This window comes from Melissococcus plutonius ATCC 35311, assembly GCF_000270185.1.
Lineage (GTDB): Bacteria > Bacillota > Bacilli > Lactobacillales > Enterococcaceae > Melissococcus > Melissococcus plutonius.
Map to the genome: position 1 here is coordinate 1,007,541 of NC_015516.1, position 23,657 is coordinate 1,031,197.

Below are 23,657 nucleotides of genomic sequence, written 5' to 3' on the forward strand. Positions count from 1 at the left end.
ATTTGACAGAAAGTTTTTCATAAGTGAGAGAAAAACAATTCAAAAAATTTTTTGCTCCCTTTAGAAATTTGATAGAAATGTCAACGTTTCTCTACGTTATAGAGTTTAAGAGGTAATGAGCACATCATTGCAATCAGGGTGGTACCGCGATTATTCGTCCCTGGCTGCAATGGTGTTTTTATTTTTTTATTGATTGTAAGAAGTAAAATCATTTATGAAATAAATTTTTTAAAGGTGGGAACGAACAATGAAACAATTATCCAGTAGTCAAATTCGTCAAATGTTTCTTGACTTTTTTAAGTCAAAAGGACATTCAATAGAACCAAGTGCTTCACTTATTCCAGTCAATGATCCAACACTTCTTTGGATTAACTCTGGTGTTGCAACTTTAAAAAAATATTTTGATGGTTCGATTGTTCCAGAGAACCCAAGAATCACAAATGCTCAAAAGTCTATTCGAACAAATGATATTGAGAATGTTGGAAAAACAGCTCGGCATCATACTATGTTTGAAATGTTAGGGAATTTTTCAATTGGTGATTATTTTAAAGAAGAAGCGATTCATTGGGCATGGGAATTTTTAACTTCACCAAAATGGATGGCTTTTGATCCTCAAAAACTATATGTTACGGTTTATCCAAAAGATCAGGAAACAAAACGAATCTGGCATGAAGAAATGAAGTTACCTCTTGATCATATTATTGAATTGGAAGATAATTTTTGGGATATTGGTTCAGGACCAAGCGGCCCTGATACAGAAATTTTTTATGATAGAGGAGCTGAATTCCTAGATATTCCAGAAAATGATCCAGAGAATTTTCCAGGTGGTGAAAATGAACGTTATTTAGAAATTTGGAATCTTGTTTTTTCTGAATTCAATCATACAGCTGAAGACACCTTTGAACCCTTACCACATAAAAACATTGATACAGGTATGGGATTAGAAAGAATGGTTTCAATTGTTCAAGAAGCACCAACTAATTTTGAAACAGATTTATTTTTACCCATTATTCATGAAATTGAAAAATTGAGTGGAAAAGCAAAATATGGAGAAAATCCACAAATAGACATCTCATTCAAAGTAATTGCAGACCATATTCGTGCATTATCGTTTGCGATTGGTGATGGTGCATTACCTTCAAATGAGGGAAGTGGTTATGTTTTACGTCGTTTATTACGTAGAGCTGTTATGCATGGAAAAAAATTAGGAATCGATCAAGCCTTCTTGTATCAACTTGTTTCTATTGTTGGTGAAATTATGGTTAGTTATTATCCAGAAATTTTAAGACAAAAAACTTTTATTGAAAAAGTAATTCGCACTGAAGAAGAACGCTTTAATGAAACGATCAACGATGGCTTGGGTATCTTAAATGACTTGATGGAGCAAGTTAAATTAACTAAGTCCAATACTTTAGATGGTAAGAGTATTTTCAAATTATATGATACGTATGGATTTCCTGTAGAACTGACAGAAGAAATTGCAACTGATGCTGGTTTAACAGTTGATCATATGGGATTTGAAGAAGAAATGAAAGTCCAACGTGAACGAGCAAGAAAAGCACGGAATAATGAAACATCAATGAATGTTCAGTCTGCTGTTCTAACAGATATCAAGGTCAAAAGCACGTTTGTTGGCTATGAAGTTTTAGATAATGCAAGTGAATTATTGGTTCTTTTACAAAATAAAAAAATGGTAGATACAGTAGAAAAGGGGATGGCTGAGCTTATTTTTGCTGAAACGCCTTTCTATGCTGAAATGGGCGGCCAGGTTGCTGATCATGGGATTATTGAAGATGGTGAAGGAAATCAAGTGGCTTATGTCATTGATGTTCAAAAAGCACCAAATGGTCAAACGTTGCATAAAGTAGAAGTCACACAACCAATGATCGAAGGAAATATTTATCAACTACATGTAGATAAACAAATGAGAACTTATATTATGAAAAATCATACAGCTACTCATTTGCTACATCGAGCTTTAAAAGATGTTTTAGGTGAACATGCTACTCAGGCAGGTTCATTAGTTGATGCAGACCATTTGCGTTTTGATTTTACTCACTTTGGACAGGTGACAGAAGAAGAATTGCGCCAAATGGAAAAGATTGTCAATGAAAAGATTTGGGCAGCTATGCCAGTGAATACAGTGGAAACAGATATCAATACGGCAAAAAGTATGGGAGCTATGGCTTTATTTGGCGAAAAATATGGTCATGAGGTACGGGTAGTGACCATTTCTGATTATTCACTAGAGCTATGTGGCGGTACACATGTTTCCAATACAGAAGATATTGGCATTTTTAAAATTGTCTCTGAATCAGGGATTGGTGCAGGCACTCGTCGAATTGATGCTGTAACGAGTAAGGAAGCTTATCGGTTATTATCTGAAGAAGAAGATCAATTAAAAGAAGTTGCAAAACTTGTTAAATCTTCACAATTGAAGGAAACAGTAATAAAAGTAGAACAACAACAACAACTACTACGCGAATTACAAAAAGAAAATGATAAATTGGCTAGTAGACTAGCAAGTCAAGAAGGCGATGCAGCTTTTAAAGAAATTCATGAGAGTCATGGAGTTTCCTATATTACTGCACAGGTAAAAGTAAAAGATACAACTCAATTAAGACAGCTAGCTGATCAATGGAAACAAAAACAATTATCTGATTTATTAGTATTGGTCACAACTCAGGCAGATAAAGTAAATCTATTGGTTGCAATGTCAGAAGAACTAAATCAAAAAGGACTAAAAGCGGGGGATCTAATCAAAGCTATTGCACCAAAAGTTGGTGGCAGTGGCGGTGGTCGACCAAATATGGCACAAGCAGGTGGTAAAAATCCAGCTGGAATTCCAGAAGCATTCTCCGAAGTAGAACATTGGTTAACTGAAAATGCTTAAAGCCAAGGAATAGATAAAGTTATAGTCATAATTATTTATAGGTAATGTTAATTAGACATCTTTTTGCGGTTATACATTGTGCAAAAAAGATGTCTTTATTGATAAAATAATTGATTTGTAATTTAATCTAAATAAAATTTACGATAAAAAATATTTTTTAGTTACAAATAAAGTGAATAATATAAATGAATAAAAAGAACAGCTGAACAAGGAATATTTAAACATTTATCAAGTATAATGAAGTGAATAGGATAAAAAGGGAGAGAAAATTTTTGGATATTTATTTAAAAAAAGCTATTTTACATATTATCGATCGGGATGCGGGTTCACCTATTTATTCAAAAAAAGAGTTAGATTTGACAACAGAATATATTCGTACTTACCTAATAAATAAAATCAATAAATTATCCACTGCCCAAACAAAAACTGGTGTTTTAACAAGGTCAAGTTTTTTTATGGAACAACTACAAACAATAAATACAGACTTTATTAGCCAAACACAGGCATTAGTTGAACATTGGTATCAAGTCTATTCACAAAGTGAAGAGGCACCAAGTGCTGATTTGCTTTTCATTTTATATGAAGTAGATACGATTAAGCATTTGGCTATGCTCAAATTAAATTATAAAGAGAGTTATACCCATTTTGTGGATTGTGAAGAAGAAAGTATCTATAATAAATTAATTATAAATCGAGCAATTTTACCAACTAAATCACAAAAACCAGATGAGGGAATTACCATTAATTTAAGTACGTTAACCTATGAGCTACTAGAAAAACGTTATCTATTTTCAGGAGAAAAAATTTGGTATTTCTCTGAAAAAGTTATTGAAACACAACCAGCACCTTCCATTGATGAAAATATAAAAGAAATAAAAAAAGCAGTCAAATATATAGGGAAAAAATTTGATGAAGATGAATTTGAATTAATGGCAACCGTTAAAGAAGCAGTATATGAGTGTATTGAGGAAACTGGAACTATTAACAATGAACATATTGCTGAGCAGGTTTTTAAAGAAAATATTTCTGCTAAAATGGCTTATAAAGACGAAATGAATGAATCAAACTTTGTTGATGAAACACCTTCAATCCAAAAAGTTAGAGAGATTTCTGAGAAAAAATTTGGTAAGCAAAAATTAAAAATGAATAATGGAATTGAATTGATTGTACCCATAGATGTTTATCGAAATCAAGAATTTGTTGAAATTGTTAATAATCCCGATGGTACGCTATCAGTTTTATTAAAAAATATCGAAAAAATTAGCAATCAATTGTAAATAATAAAACAGATAATTTTGCTATTCATTGTTTAATTCATTGAACAAATGATGAACTGTAACTTATTTTAAATTTCGCCCCTTTTAGACTAGTGTATTGATAGGTAATATTAAATAATTGTTGATAAACAATAATAAATCGAATTTTTTATCTAAAGCAAGCTTCATGAATTTTTCAATAATCATTTATACATTTTTTATAAAAGCATGATACAATAGAAAAAAGAATGGAGGAATGACAATGTTCCCTTTTTATGCTTTTTTTGATCCAACATATATCTTAGTAATTATTGGTTTATTCATTTCGATGGCTGCATCTGCTTATGTCAATAGTACCTTTAAAAAATATGATCGAATAACGAGTCGTAATCATGTTACTGGTACACAGGCAGCTCAATTTATTCTACAAAAAGAAAATATTAAGGATGTTGGCATCCAACAAATTGCAGGAAATTTAACAGATAATTATAATTCTGGAAATAAAATACTTAGCTTATCAGAAGCTACTGCTCAGGCAACTTCAGTTGCTGCTATTGGTGTCGCTGCCCATGAATGTGGACATGCGGTTCAGGATCATACTAATTATATACCATTAAGAGTTCGTTCAACAATTGTTCCGCTAGCTAATATTGGTTCTACCGCTGCCTTTCCAATTATTTTGATTGGTGTTTTAATTGGCTGGAATCAAACATTAATTAATATTGGTATCTTTGCTTTTTCTCTAGCTCTATTGTTCCAATTAGTTACATTACCTGTTGAGATTAATGCTTCACGTCGTGCATTAAAAATTCTATCTGAGGGAGAATTGTTAACCAAAGAAGAGATGCCAATGGCTCGCAAAGTTCTATTTGCGGCAGCACTTACCTACGTAGCAGCAGCTTTGGCTACCTTTTTACAATTAGCTAGACTTATTCTATTGTTTGGTGGCAATAATAGAAGAGATTAATCACTAGAAACAGCGTTCTACTACTTTTCTTTTTATTATTTGTGCTATGATAAAAATAGATAAATAATAAAGGAGTGAAAGAGATGAAATTAACGACAAAGGTTATTTTAGGTATATGTACTATTGCTGTTACTGGTGTGGCTGCGGCAACAATTGCAACAGGAAAAATGTCAAAAGAACTTTCACATATGTCGAATCGTTCCAAAGTTAAAAAATTTGTTGGTGATATGTTTGGTAAAAATGAACAAATGTTTTCAATTATTGATAGTTTAACAGATGATGAAATTTCTGTATTAGCAAAAATTTTAGCAAAAGTAGAAAATAAAAAAGAAAAATCTTCAAACTATGGTAAAAAAATGAAAGAGGATACTGATAATATGATGAATCGGTTTTTTAAATTTATTGAAGAAATGATGCCTAATTAATACCATAGAGAATACTATAAAATAGTTGATGACATTAAAGGAATTTAAAAGTTAGTAATATTGATTTTTAAATTTCTTTAATGTCATTATTTTTTTTGCATAAAAAATTAGATAACTTATTGTTTCTCTAGAATTAAATAACATAAAACAAGATCATCCATTTTTTTGAGAGATAATCCAGTTTGTTCATAAAATTTATCAAGACGATAGTGAAGGGTATTACGATGCATAAAAAGTTCTTTGGCTGTGGAACTGATATTGCCTTGATGATGCCATAAAGCGAAAATAATTTTTTGAATATCTGAATTATTTGCAATTTGTTGTTTTAACCTTTGGATGGTTGGACTGTCTTTTAAACGATCTTTTATAAAATAACGTAAAGCTATTTCCGTGAATGTACATATTTGTTTTGCTTGATTGCTAGTAATTTCTTCTTTGAAAAAATTGTTGTTCTTCTTTAAATAATAAAGGAAAATTCATGGTAGTTGGGAAAAAACTTCCAACAAATACGAGAGTTTTTAAGTTAAAGTCCATATCTAATGTTAGAAAAATATCTTCTAATTCTTTTAAGGAATAATGATTTTTCTTAAAAGGTTCAATAATAAGACCATCTGTTTCGTTTAAAAAAAATAAGTCAGTTACAGTGGGAAACATGGTTCGGATAGCTATTTCCCATTCAGATTTTTGTAAATGATCTGTTTTTTCTAAATGAAATTGCAATATTCTGAATACGCCTTCATCTTTTGAAAGTGGAAGATGACGAAATAGATAATTATACCAGTTATGACGTAATTGTAGATTAGCAGGATTTTCCTGAAGAAAGAAAGTTTCCAAAAGCTTTTGTTCTTCTGTCGTTAATTGTGCTTTTTCAATGATAAAATAACCGTCATCAATAGGTAAAGAAAGATAAGTAGTAGTAGTTGCTTGCTTTTTTGAAAGTATCCCATTTGGATAAAGCTTTAATAATTTGGTAACAAACATAGACATACCTCCCAATTTTATTGTAACATGAAACTAATTACACGGTTTAACTTTAATGAATGAAAGGTAAAATTTATGGAAATATTGACAACATCAGAGAAAAAATTTTTTATGAATGAGGCGTTAACTGAAGCAAAAAAAGCAGAAAAACTGGGAGAAGTTCCAATTGGTGCTGTCGTTGTATATCAAAAACAAATTATTGCACGTGGCTATAATTTAAGAGAAAAAATACAAAAAGCCACAGCTCATGCAGAAATTCTAGCAATTAATGAAGCTTGTACCTTTCTTAATAGTTGGCGTTTAGAAGAAACGAGATTATTTGTGACATTAGAACCTTGTTCAATGTGTAGTGGTGCGATGCTGTTAGCAAGAATTCCTGAAGTTTATTATGGAGCAAAAGATCCAAAAGGTGGAGCAGCAGGAACTTTGATAAACTTGTTAGCCGATAGTCGTTTTAATCATGTAGCAAAAACAGAATCAGGTGTTTTGGAAGAACCTTGCAGTCAGATTTTAACCAATTTTTTTAAGCAATTAAGAAAAAAAAGAAAAAATAGTCAAAAAGGCTAGCCAAATATCAAAAATTAAGGTATACTATTCTTTGCCGAGAGGCTAGGACAATGGCGGACTTGTGAATTGTGTCAGATCTGGAAGGAAGCAGCACTAAGCAGGTGTCGCCATGTGTCTGATTAATTTAGTAATTGATTTCAAAGGCTCTTAAGCCTTTTTTATTTTGTTTAATAAGTAAAAGAGGCAGAAATGAAACAAAAAATAGATTTGTTTTATAACTTGAGTTCATCAATAAAATCTAGTCTCATTTTATTTTTAAAGCGCTGCTAGTATTTTTATATAATTCTTTTAAGAATAAGATTATGTTCATTCAACAAATCCTAAATTAATCATTTAAAAAATTTCAATCGAAACATGGATACTATCTTATTTTAATCTACCCATCCTTTTTAGGATGAATAGATTAAAATAATTTGAATAAATTATATCAAAAACCATTTTCACAAAATTGTTTTCTACTATATTCAATTATCGTGATAAAATTAGAAATATGATTCTTTTTTACAAAATATTTTAATGCAGATCATCTGAACCATTTTATGGGTATTTATGGTTGGGTTACACCGTTGACTAATAATTTATTGTTAATTTCATATTTTGCAAATCCAAGCTGCACTTCGCCAGATGTTTTCATTGTTGTAGTACGTACGTAATGCTTCTTCAGACATTCCTTCATAAGCTACTTTATAGGCGGCTGGGCTCATTCCATATTTATTAACAAAGTCTGTTAAAGTAGTACATCCTTTATAACTTTCACTATTTTGTTGGTATTATTGGCATTTGCCTGTGCATTTTGAGCTCGTTGTTTTGTTTGTTCTTGTTCAGTCTGAGATGGTTCAGCTTGCTGCTTTGCTTCTACCTGCGCAGCTTTAGCTTGGGTTTCTGCATGCTGTTTTACATTATTCAAAGAAACATTTACAACATTCAATCTTCTTTGTAAGTCTAGATTGCCACCGGTATTGCATTTAAAGTAGATGTAGCCTTATTTACTGTGACGGGTGATATCCGTTGGGGTTGTTTCTGCTTGTTTCATAGCTGCATCGGCATCTTTTACTTTTTGAGTGATTTGAGTTTGTCTAGCTGTTTTTTTTGCTTCATAAGCTTCTTTATCTTTTTTAGTCTGCCTATCTTTTTTCTCTCTTTCTTTATCACTATTTTTTGAAGTGTTTAATTTAGTTTCTTGTCTAGTTGAAGAAGTAGAAGTATCTGCTTCTTCTCATTATTACATCCAGTTAGCAATACGCAAATTGCTGTTCCAATTAAGATATACCATGTTGTTTTTTTACTTTTCATTCCTCCTAAATTATGCCAAAATAATTTTGCTTTTGATATATTTTAAAAAATTGAGAAAACCGCTATCTATGCCACTAACTATAGATAGTGGTTTTTTATGTTGTTAAACATTAATCAATTTACAGAATAGATATTTCTAATAATTTATCTTTATAAATCAGGGTTAGAGAAGGCACTATTATGCAATCATCATAGATCTAAAGATTTTAATGAATGTTTCATTCTCAATTATTATAATATAGATAAATCTAGCCAGTAAATTAGTTATTTTTAAAAAATGTTATTTATGATGGTTTAAAGACAGAGTTCATTGAATTTTTGTTAACTTTGACTGCATAAATAGTATTCAATCGTAGATTATATTTAGAAAATTAGGTTGTTGTTTCTCTTTTACTTTTGTTTAAAAATTCATCTGTTTCAGCAAAACTATTTTCTACTAATTAAAAGAATAGGTTGATCATCCTTATTATTATACATGCTAAAATCTTATAAGTTTATACTTTATTTAAATGATGTTTAGATATTCTAGGTCGTAAGTTTTTGCTATTTTAAAGTGAAGAACAATTTTTATTTTATTTTTTATAGCGACCATGACCGATTTAGAATTTCCTGTTTGATCAATGCGGCATCAATAATAATTATAGTTATCCTAATAACAAAAATTGAAAATGCTATTAAGATGAATACATTTAAAAACCATATAAGAATAAAAATTTCTTGATTAACTCTGATAATAGGTTATCAGTTATCCATTTTGGAGTGTGTTTATTTTAATACAAACCTAAATGGTTCAAATGACTATTACAAGGGATAGAGAAAACAGGAAATTTGTTGAATGAAAGTATTGCTTATTCGTTGCTTTTTTTAAAAAGAATAGGTTATTGTTTAAATGTAATAATAATTACATTAAATTTATTAAGGAGGGCAAAATGAAAAAATTTTGGATTTATTGTGCAATGTTACTTGGTATGATAGTAGGAATGGGAATGTTCGCTGGTAATTATGAAGTGTCTGCACATGGCTATGTGATTGATCCAATTAGTCGGGTAAAAAATTCAAAGGCCAATGGCTTTGGTTGGTCAGGGGGCGAGATTAGTGCACCTGATATTATAACTTGTCCCTATTGTATTGAAGCGCCAACACGTTTGTTGGATAGTGGTCAATTAAATGGTAAACTTGCTTCAGCTGGATTACCAGGATTCAAATTATTAGATGTGCAAACAGCAGATCGTTGTGTAAAAACAAATATTCATACAGGTGAAAGGGATTTTAAATGGCATTTAACACAAGTTCATAAGACAAATCGCTTTAGATATTATATGACTAAACAAGGATGGAATCCTAATAAGCCATTGACTTTGGAAGATATGGATGTCATTGGTGTAGATGGCTATCCGATTGGTCAAAATGTACCTATAACACAAGGTTATTATCCAAGCAATAATCCTGTTCATAAAATCACTGTTCCAAAAGATAGAAGTGGCTATCATGTTATTTATTCAGTATGGGATATTAACGATACACCTAATTCTTTCTATCAAGCCATTGATGTAAATGTTATTGAGTAATATTTTCTTGTTTTGAAGGTTGTATGATGATATCATTTCAAAATAAATAAAAAGATTAAAGCAGATTTGCTTTAATCTTTTTATTTTAATCGACAAATGGAAAAATTTACTCAGACTATTAGAGAGAAAGGAAATTTTATTTTTTTCTAAGCTATTTATAGCAGTATCAAAAACTAATTTCAAACAATTAGATAATTTGTCTGTTTTTTAATAAGAATTAGAAAAATAGCAATAAAATCTTTTCATTTAGAAATCCTATCAAAAAATTAATTAAAAATGAGTCATTTTGTTTAGCTCCCTTGTTAAAATCTAAAAAATTGAGAAATTCATCAAAATTTTTATTAGTATTTAAATAATTTGGTTCTAACTCACTTTATTTTAGCTTATTAAGGAAAGTGAATACCTATGGATTAATAATTGTCTAAAAAGTCTATTCGCTAAGAAGATTTGCATATTATTCCCAATTTTTCCTTTTTCTTACTATAATGATGAAAAAGACATATAAAAGACAGAACTGAGGCGAGAGGTGTCTATATGGAAAGCAAAAAAATATGGTGGAAAGAAACAGTTGGTTATCAAATTTATCCTGCAAGTTTTTTAGATACAAACAATGATGGTATCGGTGATTTGAATGGTATTCGAAAAAAATTGGGTTATTTAAAAGATTTAGGCATTGGTTTCATCTGGATTACTCCCATTTATGAATCACCAAATGTGGATAATGGTTATGATATCAGTGATTATCAAAAGATTTTAGAGACATTTGGCACAATGGAAGAATTTGATGATTTATTAAATGAAGCACATGAATATGGAATTAAAATTATTATGGATTTAGTATTAAATCATACTTCTGAACAACATCCGTGGTTTGTTGAATCTAGAAAATCAGAAGAAAATGATTACCGTAACTATTATATCTGGGATCATGGAAAAGTAGATGGGCCACCCAATGATTGGCAATCTATTTTTGGTGGTTCTGCTTGGCAGTATGATGAAGAAACAAATCAGTATTATTTACATGTTTTTTCAAAGGAACAACCAGATTTAAATTGGGCAAATGAAAAAGTACAACAAGAATTATTTAAAATGATTCATTGGTGGTTAGATAAGGGGATTGATGGCTTTCGTTTAGATGCCATTTCGCATATTAAAAAAGCACCTGTTGAGACAAATTTTACTGAAAATCCATTAGCAGCCTTTACCAATGTTTCTGGTATTGAAGCGTATTTGAAAGCATTAAGTAAAGTAATTAAAAAAGATGATATTTTGTCTGTAGGAGAAGCAAACGGAGTTAGTGCTGAAGAAGCAACAAAATGGGTCGGACCCAAAGGCTATTTTAATATGCTTTTTGAATTTGAACATCTTTCTTTATGGGATAAAAAAGGCAAAGAAATGCTTGACATCATAAAATTAAAAAAAGCACTAACACGTTGGCAAGAGGCATTGAATGGCAAAGGATGGAATGCTTTATACATGGAAAATCATGATATTCCTCGTTCTGTCTCAACCTTTGGAAATGATGAAATGGTATTTTGTAAAACATCTGCTAAAGCCCTAGCTACTATGTACTTTTTGTTGCAGGGAACACCATTTATTTATCAAGGACAAGAATTGGGTATGACGAATATGCCATTTGAGTCGATTGAAGAATTTGATGCAGTAGATACTAAAAATTTTTATCATGAAATGATTCAAACAGGCATTGATGAAAAGATGGCATTATCTATTGTTAGACAAACAGCACGTGATAACTCTAGAACACCAGTTCAATGGACAGATGAAGAATATGCCGGCTTCTCTGATACACGTCCTTGGATAGGTGTTAATCCGAATAAATATTTTATCAATGCAAAAGAGGAGGAAGAAGAAGCAGATTCGGTATTAAATTATTATAAACAGCTTATTAAATTCCGACAAAAAAATAATACATTAATTTATGGCGCTTACCAAGTTCATTATATTGATCATAAACAACTTTATATCTATGAACGTTTCTTAGACGATGAACGTTTTGCTATAATTGTAAATTTGACAGGTGAATTTGTTTCAGTTGATATGCCTAAAGGAATTAAAATTGAAGATTGGCATTTAGCTTTAAGTAATTTAGGTGATGAACCTATTAAACAACATGCAATTTTTACACCTTATGAAGCAAGAGTATATTGTAATAAAAATCATAAAAAGTAATGAAGATTGATATTTTATAAAAAAAGCAATTTTTAATTGCTTTTTTTTTTATAGATAGCCTAACTTTAAATATATAAATTCATTGGAAATTGGAGAAAGATAAAATGAAAGAATTTAAAAAACCGAACAAGCTGGATAATGTCAGTTATGATGTACGAGGTCCCGTTTTGGAAGAAGCTGACCGAATGGCAGAAGAAGGTATCCAAATTTTAAAATTAAACACTGGTAATCCGGCGGCGTTTGGCTTTGATGCTCCTAATGAAATTGTTCAGGATACCATTTCAAACGTTCGGCAATCTGAAGGATATTCAGATTCAAAGGGTATTTTTTCAGCTCGTAAGGCGATTGAACAATATTGTCAGTTAAAAAAATTCCCAAACGTTACTATCAATGATATCTATACTGGTAATGGTGTTAGTGAGTTGATTACAATGTGTATGCAGGGATTGCTAAATAATCAGGATGAAGTACTTGTCCCAATGCCTGATTATCCACTTTGGACAGCAGCCGTTTCTTTATCAGGTGGAACACCTATTCATTACATATGTGACGAACAATCAGAATGGTATCCAGATATTCAAGATATAAAATCAAAGATCACTTCTAATACAAAGGCAATTGTCATAATTAATCCAAACAATCCAACAGGTGCTCTCTACTCAAAAGAGTTATTAGAAGAAATTGTTGAAGTTGCTCGTCAAAATAATTTGATCATTTTTTCTGATGAAATCTATGATCGATTAGTCATGGATCAACTGACACATATTCCAATTGCTACATTAGCACCTGATTTATTTGTAGTTACCTTAAATGGTTTATCAAAATCTCATCGTGTAGCTGGATTTCGTTGTGGATGGATGGTATTAAGCGGCAATAAAAAATATGTTCAAGACTACATTGAAGGTCTAAACATGTTGGCTTCCATGCGTCTTTGTTCTAATGTGTTGTCACAACAAATTATTCAGACAGCACTTGGTGGTTATCAAAGTATTGATGAATTACTATTACCTGGTGGTAGAATCTATGAACAACGTGAATACATCTATAAGGCAATCAATGATATTCCTAGATTATCAGCTGTAAAACCCAAAGCTGCTTTTTATATATTCCCTAAAATTGATACGAAGCGTTTTTCAATTTATGATGATGAAAAATTTGTTTTAGATTTTCTCCATAAACATCATATTTTACTTGTTCATGGTGGTGGATTTAATTTAGCAACACCTGATCATTTTAGGATTGTCTATTTACCGAAAATGGAAGATTTAAAATCGACTGCTAGCAAAATGGAAGAATTTTTATCCACATATCAGCAAAAATAAAAAGGTCGGATGATCATCTCATCTGATCTTTTTATTAATAAAATTAAATGATAAAACTATTAGAAATATATTATATGGCAATTAGATAGATTGCTATTTACTTTTTACTTATTTATTATTAATTTTTTATTTTTAGAATGCATTGCTAATGAAATGATAAAGCAAAAAGATAATATAAAATTGATTTTAAATAACTATCTGTAAATGATTAAACATTTAAATAAACAAATTAAAATAATCACAAATAAATTGCTTAAAAAATTCACCTTTACTAAATGAATAGTATTTCAATGTGTTACATGATAATGAAATAAATTCATAAAATGGCTCGTTCATTCTGCAAAAATACAAGATTTTTTACTAACAATTATTCGATTGGTATATTTTTCCTCCATATCCGGGCTTGGATTATTGACTACCACCAAGTACGAATTTTCATATTCTTTTTCAATATAACCGTTATAGTCTGTTTTTTCCCATGTAAAATTAACCTTTTTATCCTTTGTCATAAAAAAACACTCCTTACTTAAATTAAAAATATTTAACTAAATGGGTAATAAGTGAATAAATCTGCTTGCAGTATATTATATGATAAAGTAGAATAAATGCGTAATGTGCATTGGCACATTTATATTTATTTTATAGGAAATCTAGATATTTGTCGAATGATTTCCCTTGCAAAAATATATAAATGGATTCGAGGTAAAAAATGGATTCTTTTGGTTCAATAATAAAAAAAATCAGAAAACAACAACATTTAACTCAAAAAATGTTATCTGAAGATATTTGTTCTCAAGGTGTTTTAAGTCGAATCGAGAATGGCGAAGAATTACCAAATATTATGGTTATGCAACGTCTATGTCAACGACTCGGTGTAACAATGGATCAAATCATGAGTTCAAAATCTCTAGATTTTTACCTTGTACCTCAGGTTTTTGAGCAGATAGCTATTTTTTTCAGGCATAAGTGTTATCAACAATTAATAAATTATATGGAAGAAAGCGAGCTTGTTCATTATATTTATTTAGATACAGATTGGCAATGGTATTATTATTATTTAGGAAATTGTGAATATTTTTTAACAAATAATTACGTACAGGCAATTGATTATTTGAAAAAGAGCCTTTCTTATACGTATCATGTACATAAAATCCATGTTTCTGATGCTGAGCTTCAGGTAATTAGCTGTCTAGGAAATATTTATAGTCATTCTGGAAATCAAGAGTTAGCAAAACACTATTTTGACCTTAGTATACAATATTTTAATAAGTGGCCAAATGAACGAATTGACACAGATTTAACACTTATTTTTTATCATTATGCTACATTTCTGGTTAGGAATAATCAAGATTATGAACAGGCTAATCGCTATATTGATCAAGGGATTGATTGGGCATTAAAAAAAAGTAGCTATTATTTCCTCGGTGAGTTGTTACTTTTAAAAAGTAAAGTAATGCAAGAATTTCAGTTGGAAGAACAGACACACTATTATCAAACTTTGGCAGAACAGATATGTCATATGGAAACACTTATGAGTCAACCATTATAGAACATAGGTAGTTTAAAAGGTCTACACCATTCTTGACTTTTCTCATTTTTAAGTGTACGTTTAAATAGAAAATTAAAGAAAGAAGGACAATCAAGATGAAAAAATTTATCTTTGCAGAAAAATTCTTTTTAAAAAATGATATAAAAGGACCTGGCTATCTGGAAATAACAGATGGGTTGTTTGGTGATTTTTTTAAGGATATACCTACTAATGAAAAAGTAGAAGTTATTAGAGAAGAAGGGAAATGGATTTCTCCTGGTCTTGTTGATACACATATTCACGGTTACTTAAACCATGATGTAATGGATGGTGATGCAGAAGGATTAAAGATAATTTCTGAAGGATTACTCTCTTGTGGGGTTACTTCTTTCTTACCGACTACTTTAACTTCAACAAAAGAGACTTTAAAGCAGGTGTCTAAAACAATTTATGAGACCTATCGAGAAGTTGCTGGTGCAAAAATTCAAGGTATTTATTTTGAAGGCCCTTTTTTTACAGAAGAACATAAAGGTGCACAGAATCCAGAATACTTTTCTAATCCAGATATTGATGTTTTTCATGAATGGCAGGAAGCCGCTGGTGGTTTAATAAAAAAAATTGCGATTGCACCAGAACGTCAAAATATTGAGCCTTTCGTTAGAGCTTTGACTGATGAAGGTGTTATTGTCGCCTTAGGACACAGCAATGCAACTTTTGAACAAGCAAAATCAGCAGTTGATGCTGGAGCTAGCGTATTTGTTCATACATTTAATGGAATGAGTGATTTAAATCACCGAGAACCTGGAATGGTTGGTGCAGCTTTATCATTGAAACATATATTTGCGGAACTTATTTGTGATGGTCATCATGTTCATCCAAATGCAGCAGATATTTTGATGCAAAAAATTGGATATGATCATGTTGCTCTAATTACAGATTGCATGATGGCAGGTGGCATGCCAAATGGACAATATAATTTAGGGGAATTTCCTGTTACCGTTGAAGATGGAACAGTTCGTTTAGAATCTGGTAATCTAGCAGGCAGTATTTTAAAATTAAAAGAAGCAATTAAAAATGTCGTAGATTGGGAAATCGCTACACCAAAAGATGCCATCATGATGGCTAGTTTAATTCCAGCTATAAGTTGTAACATTGATGATAAATGCGGTGTGATTGCCAAGGGACGTGAAGCAGACTTTATTGTAATCGATCCGACGATGGAACTTGTCGCAACTTATCTTGATGGTGTAGAACGTTATAGAGAGAATCATGAATAGGATTATAACTTTCTAATTTGATAACTGTTTTAAATAATAGACATAGAAATTTTTATTTCTATGTCTATTATTTTTAATAAATTTTATCAACAGAAACATTTAAAACTATAGACAAAATAAAAGAATAGAAAAAATTAACTGAAGTAAAATATTTAATACTATAGTTAATGGTTAAATTGTTGTTTATGCATGAATTCTGTTACCCGTTATTGTTGATTATTCATTATTAAAATAAAAATACCAACAATAGTTGTTACTTTTCCCAATTTTTGACTTATGCTAAGATTAATAATTAAGAGAGGGAGGAAGCAAATGGCCTATATTGAAGTGAAAAATGAATATAAATATTATAAATTAGGAGATACAACAATTACTGCAAATAATGGCATCACCTTTTTAATTGAAAAAGGTGAAGTAGCTGTTATCTTTGGTCCAAGTGGTGCTGGGAAATCGACTATTTTAAATATACTAGGTGGTATGGATTCATGTGATGATGGACAAATTATTATAGATGGTATAGATATAAGCCAATTCAGTGAAAAACAATTAACGACCTATCGAAGAAAAGATATTGGCTTTGTTTTTCAATTCTATAATTTAGTACCCAATTTAACGGCAGAAGAAAATGTTGAATTGGCATCTGAAATTGTAGAAAATGCCTTAAATCCAGCGAACGTATTAAAATCTGTTGGATTAGAAAAACGATTGAACAATTTTCCAGCTCAATTATCTGGTGGTGAACAACAACGTGTCACCATTGCACGTGCATTGGCTAAAAGACCTAAATTATTACTTTGTGATGAACCGACGGGGGCATTAGATGGACAAACTGGCAAGCAAATTTTAACAATTTTACAAGAAACAGCTCAAAAAACAGAAACAACTGTTTTGATTATTACACATAATGCAGCCATTGCTGCAATGGCTAATCGTGTCATTCGAATTAGTGACGCAAAGGTGCAAGAAATAACAATCAACCAGAATCCAGTACCGGTTTCTACAATAGAGTGGTAGGTGGGCATATTATGCAAAAAAAAGCTTTATTAAAAACTAGTTTTAGAGAAATTTTTCAATACAAAACCCGTTTTTTATCCATCATGGGTATTATTTTTCTTGGTGTAATGGTTTTTGTTGGATTAAAAGCCACAGGACCTAATATGATTCAAACAGCAAATAATTATTATCAAAAATACAAATTGCCAGATGTATCACTTGTTTCAACATTAGGTTTTTCTCAAAAAGAAATTAACCAAATTCAAAAAGAAAATGAGGTAGCTCGTCTTTATCCGAGATATACTAAGGATATGACCATTGCAAACAAAAACCTTGTAATCAAGTTTATTAGTTATGATTTAAGTAAACCGTCTACACTTTCAACCTATAAAATAACTGCTGGTAGGCTACCTAAAAAAAGTAGCGAGATTGCATTAGATGAAGCGGCTAAAAAGCAAAAAAAATATAAACTTGGTGATATACTAACACTATCAGATGAAGATAATAGAGAGCATGTGTTAAAAAAAACGAAATATAAAGTTGTTGGGTTTGTTCAATCACCTACCTATATTGAGAATATGGCACGTGGAAATACAACTATAGGAAAGGGGGCTTTAGACTTTTTTGCTGTTATCCCAAAAAATGATATGAATTTATCTGCCTATACAGAAGTATTAATCGACTTAAAAGGACTAAAAAACAAAAATACTTACAGCAATGATTATAAAAAGCATCTAGATAAAGAAATAAAACAATTGAAACAGGAACTTAGGTATCAGCCTGAACAAAGAGCAAATGAACTGTATAAAACAGCACAAAGTAATATTGACAAAGCGGAAAAATCAATTAAAAAAACTCAGGAAAAATTAATCAATGGTGAAAATTCTCTTAATGAATATAAACAGCAATTGATTAGGCAGCAACAACAACTTACAGCTATTCAAAATGGACAAACAACAATTCCAAGCATGCTTGATCCAACGCAATTAATAGAAATGCAGCAAGCACTTATAACTAAACAGGAAGCCTATAAAAAGCAAGTAGTAACATTTAATCAAGAAAAAATACAAACACAACAACGTATAGTGCAAGCACAGAAACAAGTTGAACAAGCTAGAAAGAAAGCTGAGAGAATAAAACCAGCAACCTATTATTACTTTACACGTGAAGATAATCCCGGATTTACTGAATATAAAGATAATGCAAACCGAATGGCTTCCTTATCTACTATTTTTCCATTATTTTTCTTTTTAATCGCCATTCTTGTGAGTTTAACAACAATGACAAGAATGGTAGAAGAAAAAAGAATTGAGGTAGGCAGTTTAAAAGCATTAGGCTATCATAATGGTGAAATTGCTTTTAAATTTTTATTTTATGCAACAACAGCAAGCTTGGTGGGTGCAATTTTAGGATTAATCATTGGTTATTATTTATTTCCAACCATTATTTTTAATGCTTACGGGCAGTTATATAATCTTTCTGGTTTTGTTACTCCATGGTATTTATCCTATAGCTTGGTTGCACTTTTACTAGCTGTTTTATGTACTGCAGGAGCTGCTCTAGTTGTTTTAAGAATTGATTTATTTAGTCCACCGGCAGCATTGCTTTTACCAAAAGCACCAAAGGCTGGTAAAAGAATTTTATTAGAAAAATGGTCTTTTTTATGGCGTAAATTAAGCTTTATGGAAAAAGTCACTGCCCGTAATCTATTTCGTTATAAATTACGTATGTGGATGACTATTTTAGGAATCGCAGGTTGTATGTCATTAATTGTCACTGGGTTTGGATTGAAAGATTCCATTTCCGATATTGCTCAAATTCAATTCAACAAACTTTTGCATTATCAAGCTGTAATTACCTATAAAGAAAACTTATCAAATAAAGAAATGAATCGTAATCAATCTCTTTTAAACAAATCGGTAGGAATTAAGAAGACATTATCGCTTGTTTCAGAAAATCTTAAAACAGTTAGCCATGTCAACCATCAACAAGATGTAACACTTTATGTACCTGAAGAAATCAATGATCTTAAACCATTTGTATTATTTAACAATCGAAAAACGGGTAAAAAATACCAGCTACCTAAAGATGGTGTAATTATTGATGAAAAATTAGCAAATTTATTTCATTATCAGGTAGGAGATCAATTGTTATTAAAAAATGAAACGAATGACAGAGAATACAAAATGACAATTAAGCACATTGTTGAAAATTATACAGGGCATTTTGTTTATATGGCACCGAAATATTATGAAAAAGTATTTAATCAAAAACCAAAATATAATACTGCATTTCTTTTATTCAATCACTCACCGACTGAGAAAGTGAGAAATACATTTGGTAATCGAACGTTGAAACAATCCAATGTATTAGATGTTACGTTTCTATCCTCAACAAGTGATGCATTAAATGACACCATTCATAGTTTAAATATTGTTGTTTGGGTATTAATCGTTGTTTCAGGATTACTTGCCTTTATTGTGCTTTACAATTTGACAAATATTAATATTTCAGAACGAATCCGAGAATTATCAACAATTAAGGTATTAGGCTTTTATGATAACGAAATAACGATGTATGTCTATAGAGAAAATATTATTTTAACAGTAATCGGAATTCTTTTGGGATGTTTTTTAGGGAAAATTCTTCACGGCTATGTATTGAGTACAGTAGAAATAGATATTTTAATGTTTTCTCCATTCATTCATTGGCAAAGTTATCTCTATTTGGCATGTATCACACTTTTCTTTGCTTTCATGGTAATGGTTATTATGTATAAAAAATTAAAGAAAATTGATATGATCGCAGCATTGAAATCAAATGATGCCTAGTAGAATACTTTCTCATTATTTTTGTAGAAAATTATTGTAAATGATTCAATTGCTCAAATTTCTGATAGCTTGTTCATCATTTTAGTAAAATAAGTGTGTTAGGTAGGATACCTAGTACACTTATTTTAAAAGCTCGATTAATTTCTTCCTAAAAACAATTATTTTTAATTTTGTAAAAGAATAGAAATAGATTTCAGATATTTGCATAAAATGTTATAATTTTATTTTGCTATTTCATGGTAAACATAATGTTTTACTTATTATAAAAATTTAGTAAATGCTATTATTTTAAAAAATGATTAAAAGTTCTGCTAATTCAATATAATTAACCTATTTTGTTTATCAGAAATAGATAGTATATAAAACATGACTATCTATTTCTCTAATTTTATTCATTATTTTTCCCAATTTGTTTATAATTAAGAATAGAAAATTTCACATATTTTCATTCCTTTTATTCAATGCTATAATGAAAAAATGGAGGAAGAAAGAATGAATGAATCTCATCTATCTAAACGTCTAGCTAGCGTTGCTGAATTTGTGCCAAAAAATAGCCGCCTAGCAGATATTGGCTCAGATCATGCCTATTTACCAGTAGCACTTATGCTTAAACGTCAAATTTCTTATGCAGTTGCTGGAGAAGTTGTTTATGGACCGTGTCAGTCTGCCCGAAATCAGGTAGCTAGACAAAATTTAACAGATCGGATTATTGTACGCTTGGCAGATGGGTTAGCAGCTATCCACTCAGATGATAATATTGATGTGATTACCATTTGTGGCATGGGAGGAGCATTAATTTGTGATATCTTAGAAAATGGCAAGAAAGAAAAACAATTAACTGGACAGGAGAAATTAATTTTACAACCAAATATTGGTGAAAAAAATGTTCGTCATTGGTTGCAGTGTGCACAATATAAAATAATAAATGAAGCAATTTTAGAAGAGAATAGTAAAGTTTATGAAATAATTGTTGCTGAAAAGACAGATAAATGCACAAATTTTTCAGAAAAAGAATTATTTTTTGGTCCAGAATTATTAAAAGAAAAAAATTCAAGTTTCAAAAAGAAATGGCAAAAAGAGTGGCAGTTAAAGAAAGGTATTTACGAGCAACTTCAAAGAGCAACAACCCAACAAAAAGAAAAAATTGAACAGATTGAACAAGAAATAAGGCTGATTGAGGAGGTCTTACAAAATGATTGATGGCCAATTATTTATTAAAAAATTTGAAGAATATTGTCCAAAATGGTTGGCTGAATCAGGTGACCCGATTGGTCTGCAAATAGGAACACTCAATAAACCGCTTCAAACCATCATGACCACGTTAGATATACGTCCTGCCGTTGTAAAAGAAGCCATTGATAAAAAAGTGGATCTACTTATTACAAAGCATTCACCAATGTTTCGGTCGATAAAAAATCTATGTACAAATAATTGGCAAAACAAGATGTATGAAGATCTGTTGAAACATGATATTACTGTTTATACGGCTCATACCAATATGGATATTATTGAAGATGGATTAAACGATTGGTTTTGTGAGCAATTAAACATTGTAAAAACTCACTATTTAACACCAACCCATACAGTTTCTTATAAAAAATTAGCAGTTTATGTGCCCAAAGAATCAGCTGATGCACTTAGGGAAGCATTGGGAAATGTTGGAGCTGGTGAGCAAGGAAATTATACACACACAAGTTATTCAATGGATGGAGTCGGACGCTTTACACCAACCATTAATGCAAATCCAATGGTTGGAAAAATTGGACAAGAAGTCAGTATGACAGAAGAAAAAATTGAGGTTATTTTTCCAGAACTCATTCAAGATCAATTAATTGCTGCTATGAAAGCTGTACATCCTTATGAAGAACCAGCCTATGATATTTTTTTAATTGAAAACTTAAAAAAAGAATATGGGTTAGGACGAATTGGTTATTTAAAAAAACCAGTGACATTAGAAACATTTACACAGCAAGTAAAACATACTTTCCAATTAGATGGCTTACGTTTAATTACAACAAATGATCAACAATTAATAAAAAAGGTAGCTATTTGTGGTGGCAGTGGTGAAAAGTTTTATCAAGATGCCATTCGTAATAAGGCAGATGTATATATCACAGGTGATGTCTATTATCATACAGCTCAGGATATGCAAGACAGTGGTTTATCCGTCATTGATCCAGGACATTATATAGAACAATTATGTAAATCAAAGTTAGTTGACTTATTTAATCATTGGAAACAACAAAATCATTGGTCGGTAACCTTTATTCAATCCGAAACATCAACCAATCCATTTCAATTTAGATAGGAGAATGAAAATGTACGAAAATTTACTGCCTCGCTTTTTGCGCTATGTAAAAATTGAAACAAGATCAAATGAACAAAGTGAAACAACACCTTCTACTCAGTCTCAAGTAGATTTCGCTCAATTACTAAAAATAGAATTAGAAGAACTTGGCTTAGATGATGTTATCTATAACGAAGCGAATGGGTATGTTATAGCAACTTTACCAGGTAACTGTCCAGATAAAGAAGTTCGTACACTTGGGTTTATTGCTCACATGGATACGGCAGACTTCAATGCTGAACAGGTGAAGCCACAAATTATTGAAAATTATGATGGTGAATCTACAATAAATTTAGACAAAAAAGGAAAATACACACTAAATACTTCGGATTTTCCAAATTTACGCAATTATACTGGAGAAACTTTGATTACTACAGATGGAACAACATTATTAGGTTCAGATGATAAGTCTGGCATTGCAGAGATTATGACAGCAATGGAATTTTTGTTAAATCACCCACAAATTAAACATGGAACAATTCGGATTGCTTTTGGGCCGGATGAGGAAATTGGACGGGGAGCTGATAAGTTTGATGTGAAGCAATTTAATGTCGATTTTGCTTATACGGTTGATGGGGGTCCTCTTGGTGAACTGCAATATGAAACCTTTAATGCTGCTCAGGCTGAAATTACGATTGAGGGAAAAAATGTTCACCCGGGAACAGCGAAAAATACGATGATTAATGCTTTACAGTTAGCTGTTGATTTTCATAATCAATTGCCTGCTAATGAAGTACCTGAAAAGACAGAAGGCTATGAAGGATTTTATCATTTAGCTTCTTTAGAGGGGACACCTGATAGCGCAAAGATGACCTATATTATTCGTGATCATCATGCTGAAAAATTTAACGATCGTAAAAAAATGATTACGACCATACAAAAAAATATGAATTCAAAGTTAGATGCTGAACGTATTCATGTTCATTTATTTGACCAATACTATAATATGCGTAGTATTATTGAAAAAGATTTATCTATTGTTGAATTAGCAAAAAAAGCTATGCTAGCGTTAAATATCAAACCGATTATTGAACCAGTACGGGGAGGAACAGATGGTTCAAAGATTTCCTTTCTTGGTACACCTACGCCTAATATTTTTGCCGGTGGTGAAAATATGCATGGACGATATGAATTTGTTTCTTTGCAATCTATGGAAAAAGCAACAGGTGTCATTATTAAAATTGCTGAATTAAATAGTAAAAGTGAACAATGAAGGGAA

The 23,657-nt window shown here is 30.9% G+C and carries 20 protein-coding genes and 1 other RNA gene; 16 read left to right on the plus strand and 5 right to left on the minus strand.

Annotated elements, in window-relative coordinates; translation table 11 throughout:
* Positions 1 to 247 precede the first annotated feature (247 nt).
* From alaS to MPTP_RS04285, 4 genes are all read left to right on the plus strand, one after another.
* Positions 248 to 2,893 (plus strand): alanine--tRNA ligase, encoded by a 2,646-nt coding sequence (gene alaS / locus MPTP_RS04270; RefSeq protein ID WP_013773853.1) that lies wholly within the window; start codon positions 248 to 250, stop codon positions 2,891 to 2,893.
* Positions 2,894 to 3,165: 272 nt separating this feature from the next.
* Positions 3,166 to 4,170 (plus strand): nucleoid-associated protein, encoded by a 1,005-nt coding sequence (locus MPTP_RS04275; RefSeq protein ID WP_013773854.1) that lies wholly within the window; start codon positions 3,166 to 3,168, stop codon positions 4,168 to 4,170.
* Between the two features lie 241 nt (positions 4,171 to 4,411).
* Complete coding sequence (locus tag MPTP_RS04280; RefSeq protein ID WP_013773855.1) at positions 4,412 to 5,116, plus strand: zinc metallopeptidase; 705 nt, start codon at positions 4,412 to 4,414, stop codon at positions 5,114 to 5,116.
* Between the two features lie 83 nt (positions 5,117 to 5,199).
* Entirely contained in the window at positions 5,200 to 5,541 is a 342-nt protein-coding gene (locus tag MPTP_RS04285) for a hypothetical protein (protein ID WP_013773856.1), read from the plus strand.
* 116 nt (positions 5,542 to 5,657) lie between these two features.
* Here MPTP_RS04285 and MPTP_RS10365 read toward each other — a convergent pair whose 3' ends face one another.
* Together MPTP_RS10365 and MPTP_RS09960 are read right to left on the minus strand one after the other, a co-directional pair.
* Positions 5,658 to 6,017 (minus strand): helix-turn-helix domain-containing protein, encoded by a 360-nt coding sequence (locus MPTP_RS10365; RefSeq protein ID WP_414738831.1) that lies wholly within the window; start codon positions 6,015 to 6,017, stop codon positions 5,658 to 5,660.
* Entirely contained in the window at positions 5,962 to 6,522 is a 561-nt protein-coding gene (locus MPTP_RS09960; protein ID WP_013773858.1) for a hypothetical protein, read from the minus strand. Before MPTP_RS09960 ends, MPTP_RS10365 begins: the two co-directional genes overlap by 56 nt.
* 75 nt (positions 6,523 to 6,597) lie before the next feature.
* On the opposite strand from MPTP_RS09960, the gene tadA reads away from it, so the two are divergent.
* Positions 6,598 to 7,089: a tRNA adenosine(34) deaminase TadA gene (gene tadA, locus MPTP_RS04295; protein ID WP_013773859.1), complete on the plus strand. Its 492-nt coding sequence runs from the start codon at positions 6,598 to 6,600 to the stop codon at positions 7,087 to 7,089.
* A gap of 34 nt (positions 7,090 to 7,123) precedes the next feature.
* An RNA gene (gene ffs, locus MPTP_RS09255) (signal recognition particle sRNA small type) lies at positions 7,124 to 7,222 on the plus strand.
* Positions 7,223 to 7,816: 594 nt separating this feature from the next.
* Here ffs and MPTP_RS04300 read toward each other — a convergent pair.
* Together MPTP_RS04300 and MPTP_RS10215 are read right to left on the minus strand one after the other, a co-directional pair.
* A complete protein-coding gene (locus MPTP_RS04300) occupies positions 7,817 to 8,017 on the minus strand; it encodes a hypothetical protein (RefSeq protein WP_013773861.1) in 201 nt (66 codons plus the stop codon).
* A gap of 239 nt (positions 8,018 to 8,256) precedes the next feature.
* Entirely contained in the window at positions 8,257 to 8,382 is a 126-nt protein-coding gene (locus tag MPTP_RS10215; protein ID WP_260325759.1) for a hypothetical protein, read from the minus strand.
* Between the two features lie 929 nt (positions 8,383 to 9,311).
* Between MPTP_RS10215 and MPTP_RS04305 the strand changes: the two genes are divergently transcribed.
* From MPTP_RS04305 to MPTP_RS04315, 3 genes are all read left to right on the plus strand, one after another.
* Positions 9,312 to 9,950 carry a lytic polysaccharide monooxygenase auxiliary activity family 9 protein gene (locus tag MPTP_RS04305; RefSeq protein WP_013773862.1) on the plus strand — a complete coding sequence of 213 codons (639 nt, stop codon included), beginning with the start codon at positions 9,312 to 9,314 and terminating at the stop codon, positions 9,948 to 9,950.
* Between the two features lie 534 nt (positions 9,951 to 10,484).
* Complete coding sequence (locus tag MPTP_RS04310) at positions 10,485 to 12,140, plus strand: glycoside hydrolase family 13 protein (protein WP_013773863.1); 1,656 nt, start codon at positions 10,485 to 10,487, stop codon at positions 12,138 to 12,140.
* A gap of 104 nt (positions 12,141 to 12,244) precedes the next feature.
* On the plus strand, positions 12,245 to 13,462 hold the full coding sequence (locus MPTP_RS04315; RefSeq protein WP_013773864.1) for a pyridoxal phosphate-dependent aminotransferase: 1,218 nt from the start codon (positions 12,245 to 12,247) through the stop codon (positions 13,460 to 13,462).
* 332 nt (positions 13,463 to 13,794) lie between these two features.
* Here MPTP_RS04315 and MPTP_RS09710 read toward each other — a convergent pair whose 3' ends face one another.
* Positions 13,795 to 13,971: a hypothetical protein gene (locus tag MPTP_RS09710; protein ID WP_013773865.1), complete on the minus strand. Its 177-nt coding sequence runs from the start codon at positions 13,969 to 13,971 to the stop codon at positions 13,795 to 13,797.
* A gap of 200 nt (positions 13,972 to 14,171) precedes the next feature.
* Here MPTP_RS09710 and MPTP_RS04320 point away from each other — a divergent pair, with 200 nt between their 5' ends.
* The 7 genes from MPTP_RS04320 to pepT all read left to right on the plus strand — a co-directional run bounded on the left by MPTP_RS04320 (position 14,172) and on the right by pepT (position 23,651).
* Positions 14,172 to 15,011: a helix-turn-helix domain-containing protein gene (locus MPTP_RS04320; protein ID WP_013773866.1), complete on the plus strand. Its 840-nt coding sequence runs from the start codon at positions 14,172 to 14,174 to the stop codon at positions 15,009 to 15,011.
* A gap of 95 nt (positions 15,012 to 15,106) precedes the next feature.
* Positions 15,107 to 16,267, plus strand: coding sequence for an N-acetylglucosamine-6-phosphate deacetylase (gene nagA / locus MPTP_RS04325; protein ID WP_013773867.1), 1,161 nt, complete (start codon positions 15,107 to 15,109; stop codon positions 16,265 to 16,267).
* Positions 16,268 to 16,579: 312 nt separating this feature from the next.
* Positions 16,580 to 17,281: an ABC transporter ATP-binding protein gene (locus MPTP_RS04330; protein ID WP_013773868.1), complete on the plus strand. Its 702-nt coding sequence runs from the start codon at positions 16,580 to 16,582 to the stop codon at positions 17,279 to 17,281.
* An 11-nt stretch (positions 17,282 to 17,292) separates the two neighbouring features.
* Entirely contained in the window at positions 17,293 to 20,091 is a 2,799-nt protein-coding gene (locus MPTP_RS04335; protein WP_013773869.1) for an FtsX-like permease family protein, read from the plus strand.
* Between the two features lie 492 nt (positions 20,092 to 20,583).
* Positions 20,584 to 21,291, plus strand: coding sequence for a tRNA (adenine(22)-N(1))-methyltransferase (locus MPTP_RS04340; protein ID WP_013773870.1), 708 nt, complete (start codon positions 20,584 to 20,586; stop codon positions 21,289 to 21,291).
* Entirely contained in the window at positions 21,284 to 22,399 is a 1,116-nt protein-coding gene (locus tag MPTP_RS04345; RefSeq protein ID WP_013773871.1) for a Nif3-like dinuclear metal center hexameric protein, read from the plus strand. The genes MPTP_RS04340 and MPTP_RS04345 overlap by 8 nt, the downstream gene beginning before the upstream one ends.
* A 10-nt stretch (positions 22,400 to 22,409) precedes the next feature.
* Complete coding sequence (pepT, locus tag MPTP_RS04350) at positions 22,410 to 23,651, plus strand: peptidase T (protein WP_013773872.1); 1,242 nt, start codon at positions 22,410 to 22,412, stop codon at positions 23,649 to 23,651.
* Positions 23,652 to 23,657 lie beyond the last annotated feature (6 nt).